This is a genomic window from Vibrio fluvialis (assembly GCF_900460245.1).
GTDB classification, from domain to species: domain Bacteria; phylum Pseudomonadota; class Gammaproteobacteria; order Enterobacterales; family Vibrionaceae; genus Vibrio; species Vibrio fluvialis.
Genome location: NZ_UHIP01000001.1, coordinates 1,086,246 through 1,106,334, shown reverse-complemented (window position 1 = coordinate 1,106,334; position 20,089 = coordinate 1,086,246). Strand labels below are relative to the sequence as shown.

General features: G+C 53.0%; 18 protein-coding genes. 15 read left to right on the top strand and 3 right to left on the bottom strand.

The window, feature by feature from the left end; all coding sequences use genetic code 11:
• Window positions 1-40: 40 nt before the first annotated feature.
• From DYA43_RS05315 to DYA43_RS05260, 12 genes are read left to right on the top strand one after another with little or no spacing between them, the layout of a single operon-like run.
• The gene (locus tag DYA43_RS05315; RefSeq protein WP_061056385.1) at window positions 41-1,426 is read left to right on the top strand and encodes an AMP-binding protein; all 1,386 of its coding nucleotides are present in this window, start codon (window positions 41-43) and stop codon (window positions 1,424-1,426) included.
• Between the two features lie 12 nt (window positions 1,427-1,438).
• The gene (locus DYA43_RS05310) at window positions 1,439-1,807 is read left to right on the top strand and encodes an ApeI family dehydratase (protein WP_020330133.1); all 369 of its coding nucleotides are present in this window, start codon (window positions 1,439-1,441) and stop codon (window positions 1,805-1,807) included.
• Window positions 1,800-3,530: a glycosyltransferase family 2 protein gene (locus DYA43_RS05305; RefSeq protein WP_061056384.1), complete on the top strand. Its 1,731-nt coding sequence runs from the start codon at window positions 1,800-1,802 to the stop codon at window positions 3,528-3,530. Before DYA43_RS05310 ends, DYA43_RS05305 begins: the two co-directional genes overlap by 8 nt.
• Complete coding sequence (locus DYA43_RS05300; RefSeq protein ID WP_061056383.1) at window positions 3,508-5,052, top strand: HAL/PAL/TAL family ammonia-lyase; 1,545 nt, start codon at window positions 3,508-3,510, stop codon at window positions 5,050-5,052. The genes DYA43_RS05305 and DYA43_RS05300 overlap by 23 nt, the downstream gene beginning before the upstream one ends.
• Before the next feature lie 16 nt (window positions 5,053-5,068).
• Window positions 5,069-5,515, top strand: a complete 447-nt coding sequence (locus DYA43_RS05295; RefSeq protein ID WP_020330130.1) for an acyl-CoA thioesterase — start codon at window positions 5,069-5,071, stop codon at window positions 5,513-5,515.
• Window positions 5,515-6,144 (top strand): outer membrane lipoprotein carrier protein LolA, encoded by a 630-nt coding sequence (locus DYA43_RS05290; RefSeq protein WP_161624196.1) that lies wholly within the window; start codon window positions 5,515-5,517, stop codon window positions 6,142-6,144. The genes DYA43_RS05295 and DYA43_RS05290 overlap by 1 nt, the downstream gene beginning before the upstream one ends.
• A gap of 1 nt (window position 6,145) precedes the next feature.
• Complete coding sequence (locus DYA43_RS05285) at window positions 6,146-8,485, top strand: MMPL family transporter (protein WP_081094758.1); 2,340 nt, start codon at window positions 6,146-6,148, stop codon at window positions 8,483-8,485.
• Window positions 8,482-9,096, top strand: a complete 615-nt coding sequence (locus tag DYA43_RS05280; RefSeq protein ID WP_020428828.1) for a DUF3261 domain-containing protein — start codon at window positions 8,482-8,484, stop codon at window positions 9,094-9,096. Before DYA43_RS05285 ends, DYA43_RS05280 begins: the two co-directional genes overlap by 4 nt.
• A gap of 10 nt (window positions 9,097-9,106) precedes the next feature.
• Window positions 9,107-10,294 carry a beta-ketoacyl-[acyl-carrier-protein] synthase family protein gene (locus DYA43_RS05275; protein ID WP_061057200.1) on the top strand — a complete coding sequence of 396 codons (1,188 nt, stop codon included), beginning with the start codon at window positions 9,107-9,109 and terminating at the stop codon, window positions 10,292-10,294.
• The gene (locus tag DYA43_RS05270; RefSeq protein WP_020330124.1) at window positions 10,287-10,751 is read left to right on the top strand and encodes a hotdog family protein; all 465 of its coding nucleotides are present in this window, start codon (window positions 10,287-10,289) and stop codon (window positions 10,749-10,751) included. The genes DYA43_RS05275 and DYA43_RS05270 overlap by 8 nt, the downstream gene beginning before the upstream one ends.
• Window positions 10,748-11,473: a 3-ketoacyl-ACP reductase FabG2 gene (locus DYA43_RS05265; RefSeq protein WP_020330123.1), complete on the top strand. Its 726-nt coding sequence runs from the start codon at window positions 10,748-10,750 to the stop codon at window positions 11,471-11,473. Before DYA43_RS05270 ends, DYA43_RS05265 begins: the two co-directional genes overlap by 4 nt.
• Window positions 11,470-12,699: a beta-ketoacyl-ACP synthase gene (locus tag DYA43_RS05260; protein WP_020428833.1), complete on the top strand. Its 1,230-nt coding sequence runs from the start codon at window positions 11,470-11,472 to the stop codon at window positions 12,697-12,699. Before DYA43_RS05265 ends, DYA43_RS05260 begins: the two co-directional genes overlap by 4 nt.
• A gap of 82 nt (window positions 12,700-12,781) precedes the next feature.
• Here DYA43_RS05260 and DYA43_RS05255 read toward each other — a convergent pair whose 3' ends face one another.
• Window positions 12,782-13,165, bottom strand: a complete 384-nt coding sequence (locus DYA43_RS05255) for a DMT family protein (protein WP_024373193.1) — start codon at window positions 13,163-13,165, stop codon at window positions 12,782-12,784.
• A 248-nt stretch (window positions 13,166-13,413) separates the two neighbouring features.
• On the opposite strand from DYA43_RS05255, the gene cscK reads away from it, so the two are divergent.
• From cscK to DYA43_RS05240, 3 genes are all read left to right on the top strand, one after another.
• The gene (gene cscK / locus DYA43_RS05250) at window positions 13,414-14,337 is read left to right on the top strand and encodes a fructokinase (RefSeq protein WP_020330118.1); all 924 of its coding nucleotides are present in this window, start codon (window positions 13,414-13,416) and stop codon (window positions 14,335-14,337) included.
• Between the two features lie 317 nt (window positions 14,338-14,654).
• Complete coding sequence (locus tag DYA43_RS05245; protein ID WP_020330117.1) at window positions 14,655-16,043, top strand: carbohydrate porin; 1,389 nt, start codon at window positions 14,655-14,657, stop codon at window positions 16,041-16,043.
• A 125-nt stretch (window positions 16,044-16,168) separates the two neighbouring features.
• Window positions 16,169-16,933, top strand: a complete 765-nt coding sequence (locus DYA43_RS05240; RefSeq protein WP_047457064.1) for an EAL domain-containing protein — start codon at window positions 16,169-16,171, stop codon at window positions 16,931-16,933.
• A 78-nt stretch (window positions 16,934-17,011) separates the two neighbouring features.
• Here DYA43_RS05240 and DYA43_RS05235 read toward each other — a convergent pair whose 3' ends face one another.
• Both DYA43_RS05235 and DYA43_RS05230 read right to left on the bottom strand, forming a co-directional pair.
• Window positions 17,012-18,643: a glycoside hydrolase family 32 protein gene (locus DYA43_RS05235; protein ID WP_061056382.1), complete on the bottom strand. Its 1,632-nt coding sequence runs from the start codon at window positions 18,641-18,643 to the stop codon at window positions 17,012-17,014.
• Between the two features lie 156 nt (window positions 18,644-18,799).
• Complete coding sequence (locus tag DYA43_RS05230) at window positions 18,800-19,786, bottom strand: LacI family DNA-binding transcriptional regulator (RefSeq protein WP_020330112.1); 987 nt, start codon at window positions 19,784-19,786, stop codon at window positions 18,800-18,802.
• Between the last annotated feature and the right edge of the window lie 303 nt (window positions 19,787-20,089).

Below are 20,089 nucleotides of genomic sequence, written 5' to 3'. Positions count from 1 at the left end.
ACTGTTTGCCAGAATAACTGTTCGCAAGGACTGATAAAGCATGAATCACAGCAACACTCCTTTCTGTTCCCTGTCACAACTCTTACTAACATCACGTGACAAGAACGTGGTGGCCTTTCAGGGCGATGAACACATTGGCTGGTCGCAGTTTGTTCAGAATGTGAGTGATTACACACATCTTCTGAATCGCTACCCGCAACCAACCGTCGCCCTGTGCGCCCGTGACAGTTACTGGTTCGCCGTCGGCTTTTTTGCTCTGTGTCACAGTGGAAAATCCATAGTGCTGCCTGGTAATTATCAGCCTCAGGCGCTGGCTGAATTGAGCGCCCATTTTGATCTTTTGCTGCACGACAGTGAACTGAACGATATCGCCAACTGCCCGAATATCGAATTGGGCAAAGTGACGGAGCCATCGCCGCATTTCGACTTTGATCCGCTTGATCTTGATGCGACCAAACTGACCCTGTTTACGTCCGGTTCGAGCGGCGTACCAAAAGCGATTCATAAAACGTTGCGTCAACTGGATGTCGAAGTCAGCATTCTGCAGTCTTTGTGGGGCGAAGCCCTCGCAGGGTGCCGAATTGAAGCGACCGTATCGCATCAGCACATTTATGGCTTACTGTTTCGCCTGTTATGGCCTTTGTGCGCAGGCCGACCGTTTGCACGTCACAATCTGGAGTTCCCAGAGCAAGTGAGCGCTCACGCAAGCCCTGACGTGGCGTTAATCAGCAGCCCTGCGTTATTAAAACGCCTATCGGAAGAACATCAGGCAAACACTCTGCGCATGACGTTTTCATCCGGCGGCCCACTGCCCCACTCTGCGGCTGTCCACGCCCACGAACTATTTGGCTCGCTGCCCGTCGAAGTGTTTGGCAGTACGGAAACGGGCGGTATCGCGCATCGTCAACAAGCCCATGCAGTGACACCTTGGCAGCTGTTTCCGCGTGTTGAAGCGACACTCAATCAAGAAAACTGTCTGCGCCTGCGTTCTGCGCATGTCGATCCACAAGGGTGGTATCAAACTGCCGATGAGTGCGAATTTGTTGATGAACGCCACTTTGTGCTCAAAGGACGGACTGACCGCATCATTAAAGTGGAAGAAAAGCGGGTTTCTCTGGTCGAAGTGGAAAAACGTGCAGAGCAACTTAGCTATATTGATGAGTGCGCCGTGATCCCGGCCAGCGAAGGTGAACGCACCGTATTGCTGGCGGCGATTGTGCTGACCCAAGACGGTCACCAAAGCGTCGCAACATTGGGCAAAGGTAAATTCTGGCTGCTGCTGCGCAACGAACTGCGCCAATGGCTTGAACCGATTGCCGTGCCGCGCCGCTTTCGCATCGTCACGGAAATTCCGCTCAACAGTCAGGGCAAAAGACAAAATACCGAAATCGAGCGACTGTTTGCCGATGCGCAGACTCGCGATTAGATAACGAGCACTATGATCAAAAGAAAACCGACGTTACTGGCTACCGACATTCAACCATCGCAGGCAACATTGTCCTTGCGGGTGGATGCCGACATTCTGGATTTTTCCGGCCATTTCCCACAGTTTGCTCTGCTGCCGGGCGTATCGCAGATCGACTGGGCAATTTTCTACGCTTGCGAACTGCTGTCGACGCCCGACCAGTTCAAAGGGATGGAAGTGATCAAGTTTCAGGAGCCGATTTTGCCAGATATGGAAGTCACCCTGACCCTGAACTGGGATGCCGACAAACAAAAACTGGCGTTTCAATATCGCTCCGAACGCGATGGTCACCCAGTGGTGCATTCCTCGGGCAAAATGAAACTGGGAGAACGCAGTGACTGAGAATTCCTTCGCTCCCGCGTATCATCCCTGCTTTTTGATCCCCTGCTACAACCACGGCTCAACCGTAGCCGCGGTGCTTGATTCGCTGGCTCGTTTTGAGTTTCCGGTGCTGCTGGTCGATGACGGCAGTAATCAGGAAACCAAAGCCGCGCTGAGTGAAGCCGCGCAACGCGATAACGTGCATCTGCTGACGCTGCCAGTCAATCAGGGCAAGGGCGGCGCGGTGATGGCGGGCATCCGTCAGGCGCACTGGCTTGGTTTTAGCCACGTGATCCAGATTGATGCTGATGGCCAGCACGATATTGAAGCGCTGCCAACACTGATTGAAGCGTCTCAGGCCAATCCGCAGCATCTCATTTCCGGCCAACCGGTGTATGACGAGAGCGTACCAAAGGCGCGCCTTTATGGCCGTTACGCTACGCATATCTGGGTATGGATTGAAACGCTGTCGTTTGCTATCAAAGACAGTATGTGCGGTTTTCGCGCCTATCCTGTGGCCAAAACCGTCGAGGTACTAAGCCGTTTTGATATTGGCAGCCGCATGGATTTCGACATCGAAATTCTGGTGCGTATGTACTGGCAAGGTGTCGACATTGATTTCGTCGAGACACGGGTGATTTACCCGGAAGGCGGCATTTCTCATTTCGATGCGCTGTGGGACAACGTCAAAATCAGTTGGATGCATACCCGTTTGTTCTTTGGCATGCTGCCAAGAATTCCGGCACTGCTGGCCAGAAAAAAACGTCGCCAAGCAAGCAGCGACGCTCACTGGTCAAAACGTCAGGAGCGCGGCACGGTACTTGGCATCAAAACACTGATGTGGGTTTACCGCCTGCTGGGTCGCGGCGCGTTTCAACTGATCCTCAGAGGGGTAATGGCTTATTACTACCTGACGGGCAAACAGGCACGCCGCGCGTCTGAGCACTATTTGCAACAGTTGACCCATTACGCTCACAGCAACCACATCACGCTGCCTGCCAAGCTGAACAGCTATCGGCATTTGCTTTCGTTTGGCGAAACCATGCTCGATAAGCTGGCGGCCTGGCGCGGAGATTTTAGTGCCGACAACCTGACCATTCATGGCCAGGAGCAGTTTCAGTCGATGGTGGAAAAGCAGCAAGGTGTGCTGATTTTAGGTTCGCATCTTGGCAACATCGAACTGTGTCGCGCGCTCGGCCGTCGTCACGCCAACATCAAGATTAATGCTCTGGTGTTTACCGAACATGCTGAACGCTTCAACGCGGTGATGAAAGCCATCAATCCGAGCTCCGAACTCAACCTGATTCAGGTCTCGACACTCGGCCCAGACACCGCCATTCTGCTGCAACAGAAAATTGAGCAGGGCGAATGGGTAGTGATTGTCGGCGATCGCACTTCCACCAGCAAAGAGAGCCGCGTGGTCTGGGCCGATTTCCTTGGTCAACCTGCACCGTTCCCGCAAGGGCCATTCATGCTGGCATCCGTATTAAAAGCGCCGGTTTACCTCTTGTTTGGTCTGCGTGACGACACAAAAAAAACACCGCATTTTGACGTTTATTTCGAACATTTCAGCGATGGTATTGAGCTACCAAGGGCACGCCGACAAGCCGCGCTGCAAGAAGTGGTTCAGCGCTATGCTGAGCGCCTGCAACACCACACGCTGAATGCACCGCTACAGTGGTACAATTTTTTCAACTTTTGGACATTAAGCAAACAACACCATGACGATGAACAACAACAATAAGATTCTCTTTGGCGCGGAGCGCCTGACCATCGAAGATGTGGTCGCTATTGCCAATGGCGCACAGGCGGCAATTAACGATTCTGACGCCTACAAAGCGCGCATCGATCGCGGAGTGGCGTTTCTTGAGCGTCTGTTGAAAGAAGAAGGCGTGATTTACGGCGTGACGACCGGTTACGGCGACTCATGCACCGTGGCCATTCCACCCAGTCTGGTTGAAGAACTGCCGCTGCACCTGACCCGTTTCCACGGTTGTGGCTTGGGTGAAATTCTGACTCATGAGCAGTCGCGCGCAGTTCTGGCCACGCGTTTGTGTTCGTTGGCACAAGGTGTTTCTGGTGTGTCGCACGATGTGCTCAATCAACTGATCAATCTGATTAACTTTGATATCGCGCCGCGCATTCCTCAGGAAGGCTCGGTTGGAGCCAGTGGCGATTTGACGCCTCTGTCCTACGTCGCCGCGACACTGATCGGTGAGCGCGATGTACTGTACAAAGGCGAACTGCGCGAAACCCGCGACGTGTTTGCCGAACTGGGGATTGCGCCGATCAAGCTTAAACCCAAAGAAGGTCTGGCGCTAATGAACGGCACGTCAGTGATGACCGCGCTGGCCTGTCTGGCGTACAAACGCGCCGAATATCTGGCACAGCTCTCGACCAAAATCACGGCGCTGGTCTCGGTGGGCATGCACGGCAACGACTTCCATTTTGATGAAGCGCTGTTTGCGGTGAAACCTCATCCTGGTCAACAACAAATTGCCGCTTGGCTGCGTGACGACCTTCAGGCTGAACGTCCACCACGCAATAGCGACCGTCTGCAGGATCGTTACTCGCTGCGCTGCGCACCGCACGTCATTGGTACAGTGCAAGATGCTCTGCCGTGGTTGCGTCAGCTGATTGAAAATGAACTCAACAGCGCTAACGACAACCCAATTATCGATGGCGACAACGAACGCGTGCTGCACGGTGGTCATTTCTACGGCGGCCACATCGCCATGGCGATGGACACGTTAAAAACTGGCGTGGCGAACCTGGCCGACCTGCTGGATCGCCAAATGGCACAGCTGATGGACTACAAGTTCAACAACGGCCTGCCGTTTAACCTCACCGGAGCAGAAGGCGCACGTAAACCGATTAACCACGGTTTTAAAGCAGTACAAATTGGCATCTCAGCCTGGACAGCAGAAGCGCTGAAACACACCATGCCAGCGAGCGTTTTCTCCCGATCCACGGAGTGTCACAACCAGGACAAAGTGAGCATGGGCACCATCGCCGCGCGCGACTGTTTACGTGTTCTGCAATTGACCGAACAGGTGGCGGCGGCTTCACTGCTGGCGGCCACACAGGCGATTGAGCTGCGTAAACGTCATCAGGAACTGGATGAGCAACACATGAGCCACAGCCTGAAGCAGATGGTTGACGCGGTGCAGAGTGAGTTTGAATTTGTGGTAGAAGATCGCCCGTTAGAAGCCGATCTGCGCTTGTTCATCGAACGCATTCAGACCCAACACTGGGCCTTGTATTAATCATTGAGGAGAAAGTATGAGTGATGTGACTTTCCCGCTGGAAACTGAGGTGACACTGGTCACCTCTTTTCAGGACGCCGACCCGATGGGCGTGGTGTATCACGGCAACTACTTCCGCTATTTTGAAGAAGCACGCCGTGAGCTGTTGGATAAAATTGCCTATGGCTATCTGGCGATGAACGATTCCGGCTACATGTGGCCGGTTATCGATACTCGCGTGAAATATGTGAAAGCGATTCCGTTTAACCATAAAATTCGCGTCCATGCTCGCCTGACTGAATGGGAAAATCGCCTGCGTATTGACTACGTCATCTTTGATGCCGAAAGCGGTCAACGTATGTGCAAAGCGCACACCACTCAAGTCGCGGTCGAACGACAAACGCAAGAAATGTGTTTCGTCTCCCCAACGGTTTTCACCGACAAAGTGTCCCACTGGCACCAAACCGGAGAGTGTCTGGCATGATGGCAAAAAAGACGTATCGCTTACTTACCCTGCTGGCGCTCAGTGCCGCCAGTCTGTTCTCAACAGCCATAGCTCAGGTCACTGATCTAGCGTCCCTGCAGACTCAGTTGCAACGCTTTGAGATTGTGCGTGGTGACTTCACGCAAAGCCGCAAAATTGAGATGTTTGCCGAGCCACTCTCTTCGCAGGGCACATTTCTGCTTGATAAAGCGCATGGTCTGTTGTGGCAACAAAGTACACCTTTTCCGGTCAATCTGGTGCTGACGCAAGACAAATTGCGCCAGACGTTTGCCGGCCAAGCGCCGCAAACCATCACCGCCAAAGAGAACCCGATGGCATTCTATTTCAGCCATATTTTCCTGTCGGTGTTCCACGGTGACACCGAGCAACTGCAATCTGAATTTGACCTCGATTTTTCTGTTCAGGATGAGCAGTGGACGCTGGTTCTGACTCCGAAAGGCGCTCCGCTCAACGCGGTGTTTAAACACATTACGTTGCAGGGTCAAGACGATATCAACGCTCTGTCACTGCAGGAAGTGCGTGGTGATAACACCGAGATCCGCTTCAGCGCGCAAACGCACGAGCCGCAAACGTTAAGCCAAGCGGAACAAGCGCAGTTTGAGTTTTAATATGCCAGACTTGCCAAGCTCCCGATCCATTGCCTCTTCGCGCCTCGCCTTCTTCTGGCTGGCGCTCGTTGTGCTAGCTTCAGCATTGCTCGTGAAACAATGGGCCTTTTCGGCTAGCTCGCCGATTGAAACCGACATCATGAAGCTGCTGCCGCAGTCACGGCAGAACCCGCTCGCTCAGGCCGCGTTTGATAAAGTGACTGACAGTATGAGCGATAAAGTCGCTTTTGTTCTGACTGGTAAGGATTCCACGTCCCTGTTCGCTGCCGCGCGCGACCTCGAAACCAAACTCCGTCACCAGAGTGAACTGACTGAAGTCACCGGACAGATTGACGTAGCCAAGCAGCAAGCCTGGGCGAGTTATTACTTTCAGCACCGTTTTCAATTTCTGACTGACGCGCAACGTAACCGTCTCAACACGGCACCAGAACAGCAGGTACAAAGCGTCATCCAGGCGCTCTACAATCCCTTTTCCGGCGTGACCGGACAGGAGCTCGCCAGCGATCCGTTTCTGCTGTTTCGTGATTACCTCAGTCACCTCAATCAGTTGTCGACCCAATTTCAATTGCACCAAGGTTTCCTGACCACACAAAAAGATGGTCAGACGTACGTACTGCTCACCGCCTCACTGACTGATTCGCCTTATAGCCTGCAAGCTCAGCAGATCGTGGCTCATGTGAATGAGTGGCAACAAGCAATCAAGCTGCAGTATCAGGTCGAGATGGCTTACACCGGCGTGGTGTTCTACGCAGATTTCGGGACCCGCAGCGCCAAATCTGAAATCAGCACCATCGGCAGCGTGTCGCTGCTCGGCATTGTGCTGTTGGTTATGCTGGTGTTTCGCAGCGCGGCGCCACTGCTGCTGGCTTTGCTATCGGTATCGGTCGGATTATTGGTTGCCTTAGCGACGACCACTGCCATTTTCGGCAAGGTGCATCTGTTCAGTTTGGTGTTCGGCGCCAGCTTGATTGGCGTTTCCATCGACTACGCGTTCCATTATCTGACTGATCGTCTGGCTGCCGGTAGACGTTGGGACAGCGTTGCCGGGCTCAAACACATTCTCGCTGCCATCACGCTGGGATTAATCACCAGTTTAATTGGCTACTTGGGCTTGCTCGTTGCGCCATTCCCGGGCTTGCAGCAACTGGCGCTCTTCTCCGCGATTGGTTTGCTGGCCGCCTACGCTACCGTGGTGAGTTGGTATCCGTTACTGGCGCGCACGCCAACGCCCTCTCGTCATTTGCCCGCCATGGGCTTACTCAGTCGATGGCTCGATTGGTGGCAAGGTCGCACTATACGCATCGCTCTGCCTTCAATGCTTCTGGTGCTCAGTGCCATCGCTCTGACGCAGGTGCACTACGATGACGACATTCGTCAACTGCAAGCCATGCCTCAGGCATTAAAGCAGCAGGAAACGCGGGTCAGTCAGGTCACTGGCATGAATTCGTCACAGCAGATGTTGGTCGTTTCAGCCCATGATGACGAGGCTCTGATGCAGAAACTCGAACAGCTCGATGACACACTGCAAAACTGGCAGCAGGATCAGGTATTACAGGGTTACCAGAGCCTGCATCAATATCTGGCGTCACAGCAGCGCCAGCAAAGCGACTTTGCGCTGGTTGAGCAACTCTACCAAGGCTTTGCCCCGCAACTGAGTCAAAGCTTGCGACTGGCTAGCGAGCCGACGTTGAGCGCCTCATTTATCCCCGTATCGCCGAGTGATTATCTGAGCGCAAGTGTCTCTGAGCCGGTGAAGTTTCTCTATCTTGGCCGGATTGGCGAAGCGGTCGCCGCGGTCATCATGTTAAAAGGCGTGCAGCATGCCGATGTGATTCAGGCGTTTGCTGCCAATGACGCACATCTGGCTTATCTGGATAAAGCAGCCGAAATCTCGCAGCTGTTTGGCGAGTACCGCGTCAAAGTGATGGAGCTGCTGGCGGCTGCCTTGGCCGGAATCGCCCTGCTGCTGATGTGGCGTTACGGCTGGCGACACACGCTGCGCATTCTGTTCCCCTGTGTGATTGCGTGCATGGTCGGACTGGCGGTTACTGTGCTGACGGGTTCGGCTCTCAACCTGTTTAACCTGCTGGCCTTAGTGCTGGTGATTGGTATCGGTATCGACTACACACTGTTTTTTGCCGAGCAGGCTCGCAGCCATAGTACGTTGCTCGCGATTACATTGTCGGCGATAACCACTCTGCTGTCGTTTGGTCTATTGGCTCTGAGCCAGACTCACGCGATTCACAGCTTCGGTGTCACCACCTTAAGCGGCATTTTTATTGCCTGGCTGCTCTCGCCGCTGGCGATTCAGCCACCACCACCTTCGGAGTCAAAATCATGAAGTGGTTACTGACCAGTCTGATGAGTCTTTGGTTGTGCGCTTGCAGTTTGCAACCCCAGATCAGCGCGACACAAGTCGAAATCAGTCCGGATGTTTGGGTAGAACTGCCTAAGCCGGCTCAGCTTAGTCAGTCGTTTACCGCCAGTCAGCTGATTTCAGCGACCTGGCACAACGAAACTGGCCACAGTCAAAGCCAGCAGTTACCGGTGCAGCTTCAGGTCAGTGATCAACAAGTGCTGCTGGCGGGCTTTTCCTCGTGGGGCACACGCATTCTTTCTCTCGATTACGATGGCGAGCAGATTCAGACTCAGGTGCTGTCCGGTTTAGAGAACACCGTTCCAAAGCCAGAACAGGTACTATTTAACCTGATGATCACGCTCTGGCCGCGAAATGCTTGGGAAGCCCCGCTAAATAAGGTAAGGTGGCGAATTATTGATGACGCTAATCAGCGCACTGTGATCAATGAAAAGGGTGAAACTATTCTGGCTATCACCTACTCCGGCGACACTCCGCTTAGCGGCGATATTCATTTTAAGAATCTGCCTCTGAACTACGACATCACGATTCAGACGCTGACTCTTCAACCGACACAAACAGCATCACAACAGTAGATAAGCCATGATGAATTCCCATTCTTCATTTCCAATTTTCATTCATGACTGTGGCTTTCACTCCGCTATGGGGCGCGAAGCAGCGCAAATTCATCACACGTTGGCCAGTGGTCAATGCGCGCATATGTTGCGCGACGATGAAATTCTTAACACAGGGACATCGACCATCATCGGCCGGGTCACGGAGACATTACCTGACGTTCCGGCGACACTGGCACGTCATGACTCGCGCAACAACCAACTAGCGTTGTCAGCCTTACAGCAAATTGAACTCAGCGTGCGAAGCGCAATCGAGCGCTTTGGATCTGATCGGGTCGCCGTGATTGTTGGCACCAGCACCTCAGGCATTTCGGATGGCGAACACGCCTACGCCCAGAAGCTGGACCAAGGTGCTTTCCCTGCTGATTATCACTATCGCAAACAAGAACTTGGCAACACCAGCGAGTTCGTTGCGGATTACTTTGGGATCTCCGGCCCGTGCTACGCTATCTCCACCGCCTGCTCCTCCAGTGGCCGCGTGTTTATCAGCGCCAAACGGATGCTCAAAGCGGGCTTGGTCGACGCAGTGATTGTGGGCGGCGCCGATACCATCTGTAAGCTCACTCTCAACGGTTTTAATGGCCTGGAAGCGCTGTCAAACTCGCTTTGCCAGCCATTCAGCGCTGAGCGCAGTGGTATCAACATCGGCGAAGCGGCCGCGTTTATGCTTCTTTGCCGCGAACCGAGCGACATCGCCCTGCTCGGCGTAGGCGACAGTTCCGACGCACACCATATCTCCGCGCCTCATCCTGAAGGCGTCGGTGCGTTTGATGCGATGCAAAAGGCGCTCGACGATGCCGGTTTAACCCCACAGGACATCGGCTATATCAATGCCCATGGCACCGCCACACCGCTCAATGACAGTATGGAAAGCAAAGCGATATTCCGTTTGTTTGGCGACGGCGTTCCGGTAAGTTCCACCAAACCGTTAACCGGACATACGCTCGGTGCCGCCAGCGCTACCGAAGCCGCCATCGCCTGGCATTTGCTGCGTTACGATCTGCCGCTGCCACAACAGCGTTGCCACAACAAAGCGCAAGACATTGAAGTCTCCTTGGTCGAATCAGACCAAACGCTGCATGGAAAAGCCATTTTAAGTAACTCGTTTGCCTTTGGAGGCAACAACATCAGTTTGATTTTTGGATACGTCAATGCGTGAATACCCAGCCATAGAGCAACTGCTTCCGCACGCCAGACCGATGATTTTGGTCGATCGTGCTCTCGACATTGGTGCTGAGTCGATTCACTGTCAGGTGGATATCGGCGATCACCTGATGTTCTTTGATAAAGAGACGCAAACCATTCCGGCGTATGTCGGCATTGAGTTTATGGCTCAGTCTATCGCCGCGTGGTCCGGTTTCCATGCCCTTGAAAAAGGAACCGAGCCACCGATCGGATTTCTGCTCGGCAGTCGCCGCTATCAGGCAGAGTGCGATCATTTCACTCAGGGACAAACGTTGGATATTCATGCCGAGCAGGTGATGGAAGATAACGGCATGGCCGTCTTCTCCGCCCGTCTTGAGCATCAGGGCCAGTTAGTGGCACAGTGCCAGCTTAATGTGTACGTGCCATCAGAAGAAAAATTACAAGAAATGAAAATCAGGAGTCACGCATGACCCGACAAGTTCTCGTCACCGGCGCCAGCAAAGGCATCGGCAAGGCCATTGCAATTCAGTTGGCAAAAGATGGGTTTACCATTGTTGTGCATTACATGGGCGATGAAAAAGGCGCGCAAAACACACTCGACACCATTTTACAAAACGGCGGTCAGGGCCGTTTGATTCAATTTGATATCAGTGACCGAGCTGCGTGTCGCAGCAAAATTGAACACGACATTGAACAACACGGCGCCTATTACGGCGTGGTGAACAATGCTGGTATCACCCGTGATACCGCGTTCCCGGCCATGACCGAAGAAGAGTGGGATGGCGTAATTCACACCAACCTCGACAGTTTTTACAACGTGCTGCACCCGTGCGTGATGCCGATGGTGCAACTGCGCAAAGGTGGCCGCATCGTCACGCTTGCTTCAGTGTCCGGCATCATGGGCAACCGTGGCCAGACGAACTACAGCGCAGCGAAAGCGGGTGTGATAGGCGCAACCAAAGCACTGGCGCTCGAACTGGCTAAACGCAAAATCACCGTCAACTGCGTGGCTCCGGGCCTGATTGATACGGGTATGATCGACGAACACGTCAAAGAGCATGCCCTGCCTCAGGTTCCTCTGCGTCGTATGGGTGAACCCGAAGAAGTGGCCGGTTTGGTCAGCTACTTAATGTCGGATATTGCGGGCTACGTGACCCGTCAGGTTATTTCAGTCAACGGAGGTCTGCTATGAGCCGTCGTGTTGTTGTCACCGGGATGTCCGGTATTACTGCTTTTGGTAACGACTGGCAGGCCATTGAGCCTAAGCTGCGCGACTGTCAGAACGCTACCCAGTACATGCCGAGCTACGAACAGTATGAAGGTTTGAACACCAAACTGGCGGCGCCGGTTATTGGATTCGAACTGCCGAAACATTACAAACGTAAGCAGGTACGCGGTATGGGCCGCGTCTCACAACTGGCTACCGTTGCGACCGAAAACGCGCTGATTCAGGCCGGGCTGATTGGCAACGACGTTCTGACCAACGGCCAGACGGGCATTGCTTACGGTTCATCGACTGGCAGTACCGACGCCATCGGCGCGTTTGGTGTCATGCTGAATGAGAAAACCACCAAAGCAATTACTGCTACCACCTACGTACAGATGATGCCGCATACCACTGCGGTAAACGTTGGACTGTTTTTTGGTCTGCGCGGCCGCGTCATTCCCACCAGCAGCGCTTGTACTTCTGGCAGTCAGGCAATTGGTTATGCCTACGAAGCCATCAAACATGGTTACCAGACCGTGATGGTGGCTGGCGGCGGCGAAGAGCTGTGCCCGACTGAATCGGCGGTGTTTGACACCCTATTTGCCACCAGCCTGAAAAATGACGCGCCGAAGACCACGCCACGCCCATACGACAGCGAACGTGATGGTCTGGTGATTGGCGAAGGCGCCGGCACGTTGGTGCTGGAAGAGTACGAACACGCCAAAGCACGCGGGGCAAAAATTTATGCGGAAATCATTGGCTTTGCCAGCAACTGTGATGCGGCACACGTGACGCAACCACAGATGGAAACCATGCAGATTTGCATGGAAATGGCGCTGCGTGACGCCCAATTGGATCCGGCGAAAATCGGTTATGTGTCGGCGCACGGCACCGCTACCGACCGCGGTGATATTGCCGAGAGTAACGCCACCGCGAATGCGCTGGGCAAAGTGCCAATCAGCTCGCTGAAGAGTTATTTTGGTCATACGCTGGGGGCCTGCGGCGCAATTGAAGCGTGGTTAAGCCTCGAAATGATGCACACTGGCTGGTTCCACCCGACGCTTAATCTGGAAAGTCTCGATCCCCAATGCGGCGATCTCGACTACATCACAGGCACTGGCCGTGAGATGACAGTCGATTACCTCATGAGTAATAACTTCGCATTTGGTGGCATCAACACCTCGATCATCTTTAAACGCCACGCCGAGTAACGCCGATAGCGCACTCGCAAATGGTCAAAAGCCGTCCCTCTGGACGGCTTTTTTGTCTCTATTTTTCGTCAGGAAAAAAGATTTACGCCACCGCCCGACTGAGTATTTCCACAATCTGCGGGCGGAAGATAAAGAACACGGCGCCGAGCAGGCACAATCCCGCCCAGACGAAATCCATTCGAAACGGCTCTTTCATGTAAATCAGCGCAAAGGGTACAAACACCGACAGCGTGATGACTTCTTGCAGGATTTTCAATTGGCCTAGGTTCATGACCGTGTAACCAATGCGGTTTGCCGGCACCTGGAACAGATATTCAAACAGCGCGATACCCCAACTGAGCAGCGCAGCAATCACCCACGGCTTGTGGCCCAGCTCACGCAGATGGGCATACCAGGCAAATGTCATGAAGACGTTACTGATCAGCAACAAACCAATCGTGATCAGCATAGGAGGAAGAGCAAACATGCGGGACTCCGAAAAACAAGATCGAAAACGCGCGCAGTGTGCGCCGAGTTGCGTTGGCCGTCAATCGGATTCATCGCTTTGACGCAAAACTGGGAACGATACCGAATTTAAAATCAAAATGCCTCCTGATCTGTTTATTTCTCCCTAATTGATCACAAATCTGAATGACAACATCAGGCGCAGCGGCTTTGGCACTGTTCATCAGCAGCACTTGGATTACACTGAGGCAAATTTTATGGAGAGATACGATGAGCAAAGTATGGGTCACTGGCGACGCAGTCGTCGACTTAATTCCTGACGGTGAAGCGCACTACCTGAAATGTCCGGGTGGTGCACCTGCTAACGTGGCTGTGGCGATTGCGCGCCTTGGCGGCAACAGCGCATTTTTCGGTCGGGTCGGGAACGATCCCCTTGGCCGTTTTATGCAGCAAACGTTGAACCACGAGCAGGTTGACTGCCAGCATCTGGTTCTGGACGACGAGCAACGCACGTCGACCGTCGTCGTGGATCTGGACGAGAGCGGCGAACGCAGCTTTACATTTATGGTCAAGCCAAGCGCCGACCAATTCCTGCAACCCACAGATATTCCTACGTTTCATGCCGGAGACTGGTTACATGTCTGCTCGATTGCTCTGGCCAATGAGCCAAGCCGCAGCAGCACCTTTGCAGCGATTCAGCGCGTCAAACACGCGGGCGGCTTCTTCAGTTTTGACCCGAATCTGCGTGAAGAAGTGTGGGCCAAGCCGGAAGAGCTTACCGAAGTGGTGATGCGCGCGGTGGCGTTGGCGGATGTGGTGAAATTCTCCGAAGATGAGCTGATGCTACTGACAGGTACTCATTCGATTGAGCAAGGCCTGCTGTCGTTAGCGCCGTTGTCACTGCCTCTGGTTGTGATTACTCAAGGTGCCAAAGGTGCTCTGGTGGTAACTTCAGGCAGCCAAACGCTGGTGAGCGGCAAAGTCGTCAAACCGGTGGATACGACGGGGGCGGGAGACGCGTTCGTGGGTGGTTTGTTGTATCAACTGTCGGTCAGTGAACACTGGCAATCAAACGATGCAATTGCTCAAGCCATCCACTTAGCCCATGGTTGCGGAGCCCTCGCCACGACGCAAAAAGGCGCGATGACAGCCCTGCCCGATTTAGCGGCATTGCAACACTTCCTTAGCGAATAACTCTGAATGTGTCCGTCAGGCGAGCCTCGTGCTCGCCTTTTTTATCGCCAATAGAACGTGACTTAGCACATATACCCAGATCACAAATCTTATTCAGATCGTGAATCAGCTAAAAGTTTTCAATATTTTTTCGGGATCGTTCCCTATCAATTAGATATAGTCCAACCCACACAATGAGTGATGATTCATCAGGTGTTAGGTCATTTATATTTGAACACTGCCAGATAATTTTTACTCATACATCCACGCTGCCTCGTGATTAATTGGGAACGTTTGCAAAACTATCAAATTATCATCCAATGTGGAGAAACAGAATAATGAAAACTAAAGCATTGACGCTGGCCGTTGCCGTAGCCCTCTTCCCTGCCACAGCCGTTTGGGCAGATTCTGATATTGCGACGCTGGAAGCGCGTATCAATGATCTGGAATCGCGCCTGGCACAAACTGAGCAAACCGCGCAGCAGGCGCAAGAATCCGCGTCTTCGTTTGAGTTCCACGGCTATGCGCGCGCAGGCCTTTTGATCAATGACAATCTCAATGGCGCAACAGGCACTGGCCCTTACATGACCGCCGCCGGTGCACTGGGTGCACCAGTTGGCCGCCTTGGTCTGGAAGACGACAACTATCTTGAAGCTAACCTGATTCACAACCGAACGCTTGATGACGGTTCGACCGCCCGCTTTCGTATCATGTTGGCTGACAGCGTTGAAACCAACAACGAATGGACCGCAGACGACAGCCAACTCAACGTGCGTCAGGTGTATGCCGAACTGGCGAACTTAAGCTCGTTCTCCGGTGCGTTTGAGCACTCGACCCTGTGGGCCGGTAAACGCTTCGACCGAGATAACTTTGACATCCACTTTTTTGACTCTGACATTGTGTTTCTCTCTGGTACCGGCGCTGGCATCTACGATGTTCAGTTTACCGACAGCTGGAAAGCCAACTTCTCTGTCTACGGCCGAGACTTTGGTGAAATCGACAGCTCAAGCACCGACGTGGAAAACTACATTGCGACCATGAATAACCGTTTTGGCAACTTCCAACTGATGGTCAGCGGCATGACTTCGTCGGATAACCAAGGCCGCGACACCGACAGCGCCTCACCAAGCAAACGTGCAGAAAACGGTGTACACGCGCTGTTTGCCTACCATGGTGAGAGTTTCTATGGCCTGAGCGACGGTTTCTCCAAATCCGGCGTGTTGATCGGTCAGGGCTTGGGTGCTGAACTGAAAGGCATCGGCTCAAACGGCGACCTGAACGATGACGCTAAAGCCATGCGTTTGTTCAGCTACGGCGTGACCCGCTTTGCGGACAACTGGCGCATCGCCCCGGCCGTCATGGCGGAATACAGTCAGGACCGCATCAAAACCAATGACGAATTCAAATGGGCTTCGGTCAACGTTCGCCTCGCGCAGGAACTGACCCAAAACTTTGAAATGGTGTACGAAGGTTCATACCAGTACATGGATCTGGACAACAGCGTCGATAAAGCCAAAGGCAGCTTCTACAAAGCGACGATAGCCCCGACTTTCAAACTGGCGACGTCAGCGGGCTTCTTTGACCGCCCGGAAATTCGCTTTGCCGTGAGCTATGTCGACTGGAGCAGCGCGCTGGATGATTACGCCGTCAGCCTCGACAGCGATGCCAGCACCATGGGCAGTGGCGGCGAAACCGTCTTTGCCCTGCAAATGGAAACCTGGTTCTAAACCACACCTCCCATCAACCCGGCTTCGGCCGGGTTTTTTGTTGCGTTAAAGATAGCAAGCCGTCAGTTGCAGAGCCTAAAGGAGCCAGCTAACCTTTAGTCTGGGTTTACAATTAGGTGGATGTAATGGGCGAAAAATCAGAACATTGCGAAAGAATAGTCTGCCAGCAATGTGCGGCAGAGCGTGCGTTGGACTTCGATTTTACCATGGCATTTCAGCCTATTATTGACTGTCAGGCGCAACGTGTATTTGGCTACGAAGCACTGGTGCGAGGTCTCCACAATGAGCCTGCTCCTGTGGTGATAGCACATGTAACCGAAGAAAATCGCTACCTCTTTGACCAGCAATGCCGCATTAAGGCCATTTCTCTTGCCGCGAAGCTGGGTATTGACGGCATACTGAGTATCAACTTTTTGCCCAATGCGGTCTACCAGCCGGAACGCTGTATTCGCACCACCCTGGAGGCGGCGAAAACTTATCAGTTTCCCACCCAGAACATTATGTTTGAATTCACCGAAGGCGAGCAAATTTCCGACAGTCGTCATATCAAACGCATTATTGAATACTATCAGTCGCTGGGGTTTAGAACGGCGATTGACGATTTCGGTGCCGGCTATTCGGGGTTAAATTTGTTAGCTGACTTTCAAACCAACATCGTCAAACTTGATATGGCGCTGATACGCAGCATCGATAGCGATTTCGCGCGCCAAGCCATTGTGCGCCATTGTCTGGCGATGTTTGCCGAACTCAATATTACGCCGCTCGCTGAAGGGATTGAAACGCTGGCTGAATATCAATGGCTCAAGGAAGCGGGTATTTCTCTGATGCAAGGCTATCTTTTTGCCAAACCCGGTTTTGAGTGCCTGCCTGCGGTAAATTTTATCCGTTGATCGTTACCTTGGTCTGCAAAGACAAAAGCCACCTTGGCGGTGGCTTTTTAGCATGCGGTGAAATCACCAACGTAATGATTAACGCGGTGCAAATGACCATTGCATGGCGTTGAACGGGGCAAACGTGGCGCTGGCTACCGCATGATTCAGCGAAATATGCGTCGCGTTTGACGGCGTAAATACGCGCCCGGTCATCACGTGCTCACCATCATTGATGAAGATTTCCAGCGATGAGTTGTCCGCCAGAATCCGCAGCTTCAGCTCGCTTGATGTCAGTGGCAGTTCACGAATGGTATCGCCCTGACGAATCTGGGTGTGGCTTCGGTCAAACCGCAGCACGCCTTGCTCCCCGTCAAGAGTCAGCACCACAGCGTGCTCATCATTGTGCAGTAAACGCAGTTCACTGCCCCAAGGCAGTGTCACTTCCAGATCGAAGCTTTTGCAACCCAGATCCAGCGGCTGCTGATTGAGCGTCAGTGCGCGAGTCTCACCACGCAATTGCGCCAGTTCTGCAATAGGTTGTTGAATGATTTTGCCGTTGTGCCAACTCAGCTCGCGCAGCGCAGTAAACTGATGAATCCAGCCATTGTCGCAACTCGGGTGTTGAACCTCGTCCGGCAATCCCATCCAGCCGCACATCACGCGGCGGCCATCGGCGGTTTGCATCGATTGCGGAGCATAGAAATCGAATCCCGCATCGAGTTGCCAGCCTTGCAGAAAATGAAAGCCGCCGTTGTCATCCTGATGAATGCGAAAGATGCGATTGTGATGAACGATGGTGTGATGCGGATTATCCGCATGAATCCCTTGCGGACCAAACACCACAAACTGCTCACCTGCCATCTCAAACCAATCCGGACACTCCCACATATAACCGTAGGGCGCCAATTCTTCGCCATACAGCTTATCAAACTGCCAGTGCTGCAAATCCGTTGAATGGTAGACGGCCAGACGACCTTGCAAATCCTGAGTCTGTGCACCGAGCAACATATGCCAGCGCCCCTGGCGTTGCACCACTTTCGGGTCGCGAATGTGTTCCGTGACGCCCGGCGGTAACGTGCGAATCTGCGGGCCTAATTTTTCAAACTGATTCTGTTGATTGAGGCGCGCTGCACACTGCATTGTCTGGCGTTGACGGTCGTGTCCAAGACGCGTGTTACCGGTGTAGAACAGCCATAAATCGTCACCATCACTGACAGCATGACCAGAAAATACCCCGTGGCTGTCGAACCAATCCGACGGCGTTAAGGCAATGGACTGCCACGTCCAGTTCACCAGATCCTGGCTTTTCAGGTGCACCCAGTATTTGTCTTTGTGCTCACAGGCAAACGGATACCACTGATAGAACAGATGGTAGTCGCCTTGGTGATAGATAAAGCCGTTCGGATCATTGAGTAATCCCTGCGGCGGTGAAATGTGCCACTGTGGGCGATACGGACAAGGCGTCGGCTGCAAATACGCTGAAGCGGCCTGACGCTGCGCACTGGCGATGGCCAGACCAAGCTCGGCGAGATCAGCATCGGTGATGTCGCTACCGCGCGCCATACACAGCTGCCACTCGCCCAGTACTGACTCAGCACTCACCTCTTGCGGCAGCGGATGAACACGCTCAGCATCACGCACCGCCACCGTCACCCGCCCTACCGGGGCTAAAATTCGTTGAATATTATCGACCCCGCCCGCGAGATCAATAAGTCGCTGTAGTGACATGAACTTACCTAATATCAAATTCGGGAACGTTCTCAAAAATATAAAACAAACATCGTTTAGGCAAGTTTTTCCGTAATAAAGCGAGGGATAATCCGGTTGAGTGTGAAGCCGGGCACAGAAACCCGGCAACAGCAGAGAGGAATGTGAACGTGAGTTTTAGCAGGTTTCGCGGGCTACATTCTGGAAAGTGAGCACAACTTTACTCATCTCCTGGCCGCGTCCGGCAATGCGTTCCAGAAGCATCTTTGCTGCATTTTCTCCAGCTTTATCAAAGGCATAATTAAAAGTCGATAACGAAGGTGTGCTCACATAGGCCAGTTCGTCATTGCCGACTCCGAGTAGTTTCACCTGTTCACCAACCTTTACGCCAGCTTCTTGCAGCGCTTTGATCGCGCCGACGGCCAAACGGTCGGTTGCACAGAACAGGCCATCCATTTGCGGATATGATTTGATCTGCTCTTTCGCCAGACGATAGCCGGATTCAATCGAAAAATCGCCCCGCACATGAAACAGCAGCGGCTTATTGTGAAACGCCAGAGCCTGCTCCAGACCTTGTGAACGTTGGACATCCACCGCAATGTCATCACTCTGCACGCCGATAAAACCGATCTGTTCGCAGCCCGCTTGCACTAAGCGGTTGCCCGCTTCAAAGCCAACGCGCGTATCATCGTGCACCACACTCGGAATATTGTGCAGCGAGCCGTCCTGTCCCACCAGCACCACCGGCACCGCCGATTGCTGAATCGCTTTAACGAGCGGCGCGTCCAGATGGGTGGCATAGAACACAATCCCTTCGACACGCTTTTGGTTAAATATTTGAATATATTCAAGTTCTTTTGCATGAACCTGATGAGTATTGGCAAGCAATACATGTTTGCCCGCTTGTTCGAAGATCGCCGTCAGGCCATCCACGCCTTGTGCAGTCGCATGGGACGATACCCGCGGCACAATCACACCAATCAGGTTAGTTTTCTGTGATTTAAGATCTTTCGCCACCTGGTTAACGACGTAACCACACTCAGAAACTGCCTTTAACACTTTGATTTTGGTCGACTCTTTTACGCCGTACTCATCATTAATTACGCGAGAGACGGTCGACTTTGACACGCCAGCCAACCTGGCGACGTCATGCAAACTTGCCATAAAGCATCCTATTTCACCTTCCAATTGGGATTGATTGCAGAAATACCCGATTCCAACCCCGGCATTAGCGTGATTTTACCCTTGTTTTGTTGTTTCTCGATCCTGCTTTTGGCGATCATTCTCACAGAATTCATCACGATCTTTTGACCGAGCGGAATTAATTGACAAGAATCGCTTTTGCAAACGTTCCCAAAAGTATAATCATAAAGCAGTACACAACTAAACCCAGACACATTGAAGCGGCCGACACCGCGCAACTTCAGACAGGACGGGTATACTGACAAGTAACAAGAACCGGGGTGA

Excerpts from the sequence above, each read along its gene's own strand:
- DYA43_RS05315 (WP_061056385.1), top strand. The coding sequence starts at position 41 with ATGAATCACAGCAACACTCCTTTCTGTTCCCTGTCACAACTCTTACTA.
- DYA43_RS05310 (WP_020330133.1), top strand. The coding sequence starts at position 1,439 with ATGATCAAAAGAAAACCGACGTTACTGGCTACCGACATTCAACCATCG.
- DYA43_RS05300 (WP_061056383.1), top strand. The coding sequence starts at position 3,508 with ATGACGATGAACAACAACAATAAGATTCTCTTTGGCGCGGAGCGCCTG.
- DYA43_RS05295 (WP_020330130.1), top strand. The coding sequence starts at position 5,069 with ATGAGTGATGTGACTTTCCCGCTGGAAACTGAGGTGACACTGGTCACC.
- DYA43_RS05290 (WP_161624196.1), top strand. The coding sequence starts at position 5,515 with ATGGCAAAAAAGACGTATCGCTTACTTACCCTGCTGGCGCTCAGTGCC.
- DYA43_RS05285 (WP_081094758.1), top strand. The coding sequence starts at position 6,146 with ATGCCAGACTTGCCAAGCTCCCGATCCATTGCCTCTTCGCGCCTCGCC.
- DYA43_RS05280 (WP_020428828.1), top strand. The coding sequence starts at position 8,482 with ATGAAGTGGTTACTGACCAGTCTGATGAGTCTTTGGTTGTGCGCTTGC.
- DYA43_RS05275 (WP_061057200.1), top strand. The coding sequence starts at position 9,107 with ATGAATTCCCATTCTTCATTTCCAATTTTCATTCATGACTGTGGCTTT.
- DYA43_RS05270 (WP_020330124.1), top strand. The coding sequence starts at position 10,287 with ATGCGTGAATACCCAGCCATAGAGCAACTGCTTCCGCACGCCAGACCG.
- DYA43_RS05265 (WP_020330123.1), top strand. The coding sequence starts at position 10,748 with ATGACCCGACAAGTTCTCGTCACCGGCGCCAGCAAAGGCATCGGCAAG.
- DYA43_RS05260 (WP_020428833.1), top strand. The coding sequence starts at position 11,470 with ATGAGCCGTCGTGTTGTTGTCACCGGGATGTCCGGTATTACTGCTTTT.
- DYA43_RS05255 (WP_024373193.1), bottom strand. The coding sequence starts at position 13,165 with ATGTTTGCTCTTCCTCCTATGCTGATCACGATTGGTTTGTTGCTGATC.
- cscK (WP_020330118.1), top strand. The coding sequence starts at position 13,414 with ATGAGCAAAGTATGGGTCACTGGCGACGCAGTCGTCGACTTAATTCCT.
- DYA43_RS05245 (WP_020330117.1), top strand. The coding sequence starts at position 14,655 with ATGAAAACTAAAGCATTGACGCTGGCCGTTGCCGTAGCCCTCTTCCCT.
- DYA43_RS05240 (WP_047457064.1), top strand. The coding sequence starts at position 16,169 with ATGGGCGAAAAATCAGAACATTGCGAAAGAATAGTCTGCCAGCAATGT.
- DYA43_RS05235 (WP_061056382.1), bottom strand. The coding sequence starts at position 18,643 with ATGTCACTACAGCGACTTATTGATCTCGCGGGCGGGGTCGATAATATT.
- DYA43_RS05230 (WP_020330112.1), bottom strand. The coding sequence starts at position 19,786 with ATGGCAAGTTTGCATGACGTCGCCAGGTTGGCTGGCGTGTCAAAGTCG.